This is a genomic window from Arachidicoccus sp. (assembly GCF_050436765.1).
In the GTDB taxonomy this organism is placed as follows: Bacteria; Bacteroidota; Bacteroidia; order Chitinophagales; family Chitinophagaceae; genus Arachidicoccus.
Map to the genome: position 1 here is coordinate 34,609 of NZ_JBNQGD010000227.1, position 6,000 is coordinate 40,608.

At 36.8% G+C, this 6,000-nt stretch carries 6 protein-coding genes and 1 pseudogene; 2 read left to right on the forward strand and 5 right to left on the reverse strand.

Annotated features, from left to right (window positions below):
- Positions 1 to 100: 100 nt before the first annotated feature.
- A complete protein-coding gene (locus tag ACQR30_RS10135) occupies positions 101 to 1,222 on the reverse strand; it encodes a carbohydrate porin (protein WP_429734644.1) in 1,122 nt (373 codons plus the stop codon).
- A 541-nt stretch (positions 1,223 to 1,763) separates the two neighbouring features.
- Here ACQR30_RS10135 and ACQR30_RS10140 point away from each other — a divergent pair.
- Positions 1,764 to 2,516 carry a helix-turn-helix domain-containing protein gene (locus ACQR30_RS10140; RefSeq protein ID WP_429734646.1) on the forward strand — a complete coding sequence of 251 codons (753 nt, stop codon included), beginning with the start codon at positions 1,764 to 1,766 and terminating at the stop codon, positions 2,514 to 2,516.
- Positions 2,517 to 2,540: 24 nt separating this feature from the next.
- Entirely contained in the window at positions 2,541 to 3,701 is a 1,161-nt protein-coding gene (locus tag ACQR30_RS10145) for an FAD-dependent oxidoreductase (RefSeq protein ID WP_429734648.1), read from the forward strand.
- Positions 3,702 to 3,830: 129 nt separating this feature from the next.
- Here ACQR30_RS10145 and ACQR30_RS10150 read toward each other — a convergent pair.
- The 4 genes and pseudogenes from ACQR30_RS10150 to ACQR30_RS10165 form a co-directional block, all read right to left on the reverse strand.
- Positions 3,831 to 3,962, reverse strand: a pseudogene (locus ACQR30_RS10150) (hypothetical protein); the annotation flags it as partial.
- 11 nt (positions 3,963 to 3,973) lie between these two features.
- Positions 3,974 to 4,108 carry a TOTE conflict system archaeo-eukaryotic primase domain-containing protein gene (locus ACQR30_RS10155; RefSeq protein WP_429734650.1) on the reverse strand — a complete coding sequence of 45 codons (135 nt, stop codon included), beginning with the start codon at positions 4,106 to 4,108 and terminating at the stop codon, positions 3,974 to 3,976.
- A 17-nt stretch (positions 4,109 to 4,125) separates the two neighbouring features.
- Positions 4,126 to 5,373, reverse strand: a complete 1,248-nt coding sequence (locus ACQR30_RS10160) for a type II toxin-antitoxin system HipA family toxin (protein WP_429734652.1) — start codon at positions 5,371 to 5,373, stop codon at positions 4,126 to 4,128.
- 4 nt (positions 5,374 to 5,377) lie between these two features.
- Entirely contained in the window at positions 5,378 to 5,680 is a 303-nt protein-coding gene (locus ACQR30_RS10165; RefSeq protein ID WP_429734654.1) for a helix-turn-helix domain-containing protein, read from the reverse strand.
- Positions 5,681 to 6,000 lie beyond the last annotated feature (320 nt).

Below are 6,000 nucleotides of genomic sequence, written 5' to 3' on the forward strand. Positions count from 1 at the left end.
GGGTTGATCGGGTAGATCAACAACTATGTGAGAGTCATAGAATCTTTTAATTTTTGTTTCCAACGAATGACACGATAATGTTTACATTCTAAGTCCTCCCTTAGGAGTTGAATGCAAAGCTTAATATTAATGTACCAATAAGTGCATTTTTAAATTGCCCACCAGGGTGAATGATATATTGTAGATCGGGCTTAATATTAAACCAGTGGGTAATCGGGCGCTTGTAAAACGCTTCAATATTTATTTCGTCACGTTTTGGTAAATAAAGTTTCGGACTCAACGCCGCATAATGACTGCTGACACCCACTATATCAGTCGGACGTTTTGCCGTTAACCCTGTCCAAGTCATGCCTCCTCCAAAATGTTTGTAAATAGGCGAAATAGAAGAGTCTGTATATGCATATTCCAGATACATTCGGATACCTCGATTTTGATCTATGGCAGAGGCAGGCTTCCACAGCGTTTGATCCGCAATCAGATATAACCCTTGCGCTCCATTTTGTACACTTCCGCTAAAGTTCTTAAATTCCCCGGTATGTTTCCATACCCCTACCTTAAAATTACCGTCATTTTTTAAGAAGAAAAGATGACTCCAGGCAAGTCCCGACTCACTGATAAATAATTTGCCGTTTGTAGTCGGCTGAATCGATGTGGGATTACCGTAGAAATTAAGAAATCCGGCATTCTGATTGGCATCATCAATAGCAAAACTGGTATAAAAAATTTTGCTTGGGGTAAAAAAAAGATTAATACTTGGAACTGGATCTGGGAAAGTCGGGAATACAAATAAAGTAGGTGTAACCTGAGTAGAACTATTAATAAATTCAAGCCCATTGTCTATCACGCTGAATTCACTATTGGCATCAATTTTCCCGATTTTAGCTCGTAACTTATCATGAAACAAATTCTGCTGATACCATATTTCCAATATTTGTAAGAATGGGCTTGCATTGTGTTTGTCAAAAACTTGCAAATCTCCTGTTAAGCTATTTGTAGGATTATACCCCGCATGGTCTTCCAAATCAATATAAAAGGAAGCCCCTCTTAGCGACGTCAATTTTTGCAAATCAATATTCATATTTACGTCAAAAGTTGATGCGTAAGTGCTACCCCTACGCATCCCTCCTTCAAAATTATTATAGCCCTCTAACACTTCGCTGACGCCAAGTGTAATCCCATTTTCCTTTAATTTCTTAGACGACTTGTTTTGACCTGTAGGCATCTGAGCTCGGACAGAGCAATAAAAGATAAACGGCAAAAATGATAATGAAATAAATTTTAAAGTCAATTTATTAAACTCTTTTAAATATAACACCATTTAATGGCAATGTAAGCTGGTGCACAGACGTCTTCACTCAACAAATATATTTATTTAAAAGCATTGAAATATAAAAAAATGCCGGATATTCAAAAACGGAACTTTCTGAGAGGCCTTAAGTCAATACGCTCATTGGCTGAAACAAAAATCCACCTATCAAATTCGGCAGTTATATCTATCTACTTTGCGTAATCAATATGGTATCAGAATCTACTTTGTTCAGATGGCTACTTTTTGTTGGTTCAATGGGCAAAGCATGTCCCGATACTACCTTGTGAGTATCCTTTCCCAAGGTTTATTTATTACATTTGTGCCTTACATCCCATCCAGGCAAAAGTGATGAGTAGGTTTTAGGGCATATCATATAAAACCTTTCCTTATCGGCACTGTAAAGCTAGCCATTGCAAGTTGGCTGGTTATAACAAAAGATATTGACCAATAAATAATGAAAGGACAACTACTATACAAATTCATCAGACCCGACAAATCCTTGGCCGATTTTGTGTATAGTTTCTCTTGCTTGCAAAATCTATCAAATATTAAAGAAGGAGTGATTATTCCTAATGGGAAAATTGATTTGCTATTTTGTAAAACAATAAGCAATCAATTGCGCATTTCATTGATGGGCCTGGAAACAAAGCCTAAACCAATGCCAGATGGAGATATATCCGCTTTTTTCGCTATCAATTTTAATCCACTTGCTGTAGAATATATTTTACAACAACCTATTGCCAATCTATTGAATACCGGAGCAACATTGCCAAATAATTTTTGGGATTTCCATCTTCATGATTTGGATAATTTTGAATCTTTTTGCGAAAAAGCTGCACAAAAAATAACGTCAATTATACCCAATGAAATAGACGATCGTAAACAAAAACTATTTGACTTAATTTTTGCCACCAATGGGGAGATGAGGATAAAAGAACTTTCGGAAAAAATATTTTGGAATGAAAGGCAAATTAATCGTTATTTCAACCAGCAGTTTGGGATTTCCTTAAAAGCCTATTGCAACATCCTACGTTTTCAAGCTTCCCTCCCCTATATCAAAGAAGGAAATATTTTCCCACAACTGGATTTCTCGGACCAATCTCATTTCATCAAAGAAATAAAAAAACTTTCTGGAGTCTCCCCCAAAGAATTATCTCAAAATAAAAACGACCGATTTTTACAATTCCTAGTCTATAACTCTAAGTAATTTTGCAGCATAAAACCCGAATTTATGCTATTAAAAAATATGACAATCGCCATTGTTGGTGGTGGACCCGGAGGTTTAACTTTAGCAAGACTTCTACAATTGAAAGGTGCAAATGTAAAAGTATATGAAAGAGATTTTAACCAAGATGCACGATTGATTGGCTCACCGCTCGATTTGCACGATGAATCGGGACTGGCAGCTTTGCGCCAAGCAAATTTATTAGAGGCGTTTAAAAAGAATTACCGTCCTGGCGCAGATAAATTGATTATCTCAAACGAGGCCGCAGATATACTATTCAGCGATCACGAAACAAAACCTGAGGAAGATTTTGGAAACGAGCATTTCCGACCGGAAATAGATCGTGGCCCATTTAGAAATATGTTGTTGGAATCATTACAACCAAAAACAGTAATATGGGATAGTTATTTTATCTCAATGGAAAAAGAAAAACAAGGATGGCTGTTGCATTTTAAAAATGGAAATAATGCTTACGCAGATGTCGTAATTGCGGCGGATGGCGCAAACTCAAAAGTCCGTGCATACATTACCGATATCAAACCCTTTTATTCAGGTATCACAATGCTTGAAGGCACAGTGCATGATGCAGCTAAATCTGCACCTCAAACTTTAGCATTACTTAGTGGCGGAAAAATAATGGCTTTCGGCAATAAAAAGAATATACTGATGGGTCAAAAAGCGAATAACGAAATAGGCTTCTATGCAAGCTTCAAATCAGAGGAGAATTGGGCAGTCGATAGTGGCCTAGACTTTTCCAATAACAAAGAAATATCGAGCTGGTTCAAAAAAGAATATGCAGAATGGAGCGATATTTGGCTAGAATTGTTTGAAAATTCAGCTACACCTTTTATACCTCGTTCCATTTATTGTATGCCCTTAGCCCAAGATTGGAAAGCGTTACCTAATGTAACAATGCTTGGAGATGCCGCACACGTAATGCCTCCTTTCGCAGGAGAAGGTGTAAATATGGCGATGCTGGATGCATTAGAACTAAGTGAATCTCTAACTTCCGATAAATTCAACACGCTGCAAGAAGCCATTTCTTTTTACGAAATAAATATGCGAAAAAGAGCGGCCATAGCAGCCCAAGAATCTCTTGAAAATGGCGAACGCATGCATTCAAAAGATGCGTTGAATACAATGTTGGGCTTTTTTAATCAACACTAACAATGAAGGTTCGGAAAAGAGCTTAATCATGTATAATTACGTTGTTATCAAAACTTGAAAATTGCCTTCACGCAAAATTTTCCATTTTGATTTTTTGTTACTCTCGGAATCATCGCTGCGAAGCAATCTTTAAATTCTGATAAGCGAATGAGTTTGCCAATAAAACCTCTTGGCAATGGAAATACGCTTGACTTCTTTTAAGAATTGCCATTGGTCTGCAATCGGTTCAAAAGATTCCGGATTAATGAAACAACTATTACCATTTTCTAACGCTAACGGTACGGGTCATAAAAATAAGCAGGCATATAACCGCTTTTATTTTCTTTTTCCCAACGAATGGCAAATACATCGTCTCTGCCTTTGAAAAAAGATTTAAATAAATTCAGATTCTCTTTACAGTAATACATTCCGAAACTTGCAATGGTTATATTTTAAATGCACTGCTCATCAATGTTTGCTCACTACGTGAAATACCAATATACGAAGCTGTTCTTTGCCAGTCCGACACAGCAGATTTTACTTTATCTATAGTTTGATTCATTTCTGTTTCATCCAATCGAAAATATATACCTACGCTTTTTGCCAATTGAAGATTAAGCGCATTGTTATCTGTATCAATATTTAAAGCCAACCCGTCTTTGTCAATAGAAGGATTGATGTCAAAAGCAGGAGACAATCGCCAGCCTTCATGAGTAAGTATAAAACCATGATTTCGAAGATGGTCATCCGTATTGGAAATGAGAACATTGAAAACGATTCTTCTCCATAACTGATGTAAGTCTTCCGTTACATGTGTTCCGGAAAATTGAATAAACTCTACTATATCCAAATAAGAAGGCGTATCATCACGAATAAGTTCCTCATTTTTTCCGGTCATTGTCATAGCAGATGCAAAGTGAATGCGCTGCTCCTTTTCCCTGTCAAAGCGTTTCGTAAAAAAGGTATGGTATTTACCCGCTACTTTTTCTATTTTAGATTCGCTCATTTGAATTCCAGCATTAATTGCCAGCCGATAAGCAAGATATTCCCAGGCGCCTTTATCAATCGTATCATTTTTGGATGGGAACTTTGCAATCCAAAGATTATCTTTTTCATCGAGTACGTTGGCTTTGGGTCTTGCACCCCCTAAAGAAGAACCGGGAGCCATTAGCATTGTCAACCATTTTTTTACTTCTTCTGTATCTTCATTGCTTTCGAGCAACGCTGCACCGTGCTGCAATTCCCTTATGCTTGTCCAGGGTGGTGTCGGCGAAATAGGATCATTGTCCAAAAAATCACCGCCTGGATTTTTTTTGAATCTCAAGGCTCCCATACGGCTCAGATCATGCACACCCAATAGATAATCTATATCATATAAAACAGGCGCAATTTCATTATTTTCAAGAGCTTTTAGTGATGCGCGACGTTTCATCAATGTTCTTCCCCACGTATCGGGCATAGAATCAAGGAATACGCCGAAGTTTTCTTTGCCTGTCGGATATTGCTGTCCTTTGTACCATACAATGTCGGGATCAAGCAGTATTTGTTCTCTCGAATTCAGCCAATCCGCATCATACGAAAAACTGAATACTTTTTTCCCCTTGGCCAATTGTGCAGATAAAATACCAATGAATTTTGATTCATCCATATCTTTCCAATCTGCATATACATATATGTCGGTTTTATTTTGCATTAGTTTATTTCTTTGTGCTGCTTAACAATTTTAGATCCTGCAACTTTCTGCCAAACTCATCATCTGCAGCGAGTTTTAAAAAGTCATCCTGTAATCCAAGTACCCGTAGCACATTAAAGTATGCGCCGAATGATACACCGGGATTACCTTTCTCAATATGATATAAAGTAGTGCGGTCAATACCTGCACGCTCGGAGACCTGAATGGTAGTCAAGCTTCGGCGTTTGCGGGCAAGTTTGATGTTTTCGCCGGTTTGTGCCAATATCTTCTGAAATTTAGGAAGTAATATTTGCTTTTTTGATTGCACTATTGTTGTTTATTTTCAACAAAAATAGTAATAATGTGGATAATAAACAATATATAATGATTAAATTACTAGATTGAAATCAAAGTTCGAATCCAATAGGCCTATGTAAAAACTAAGATATAGTAAATTTTATCACGTGTATTTATATTTATAATATATTGATTATTAAATAAATGTATGATCAAATATTTTCAATAATAAATATATATTATAACTTTGAAGAAAGAATTATGGATCATGTCAAAATGTTGTGGAGACGGGGGTAAAAAAAATGGCTGCCGACATTCTATTTCTTCTCTGATTTCCTGAATGGATCTAAG

Excerpts from the sequence above, each read along its gene's own strand:
- ACQR30_RS10135 (WP_429734644.1), bottom strand. The coding sequence starts at position 1,222 with ATGCCTACAGGTCAAAACAAGTCGTCTAAGAAATTAAAGGAAAATGGG.
- ACQR30_RS10140 (WP_429734646.1), top strand. The coding sequence starts at position 1,764 with ATGAAAGGACAACTACTATACAAATTCATCAGACCCGACAAATCCTTG.
- ACQR30_RS10145 (WP_429734648.1), top strand. The coding sequence starts at position 2,541 with ATGCTATTAAAAAATATGACAATCGCCATTGTTGGTGGTGGACCCGGA.
- ACQR30_RS10155 (WP_429734650.1), bottom strand. The coding sequence starts at position 4,108 with ATGTATTACTGTAAAGAGAATCTGAATTTATTTAAATCTTTTTTCAAA.
- ACQR30_RS10160 (WP_429734652.1), bottom strand. The coding sequence starts at position 5,373 with ATGCAAAATAAAACCGACATATATGTATATGCAGATTGGAAAGATATG.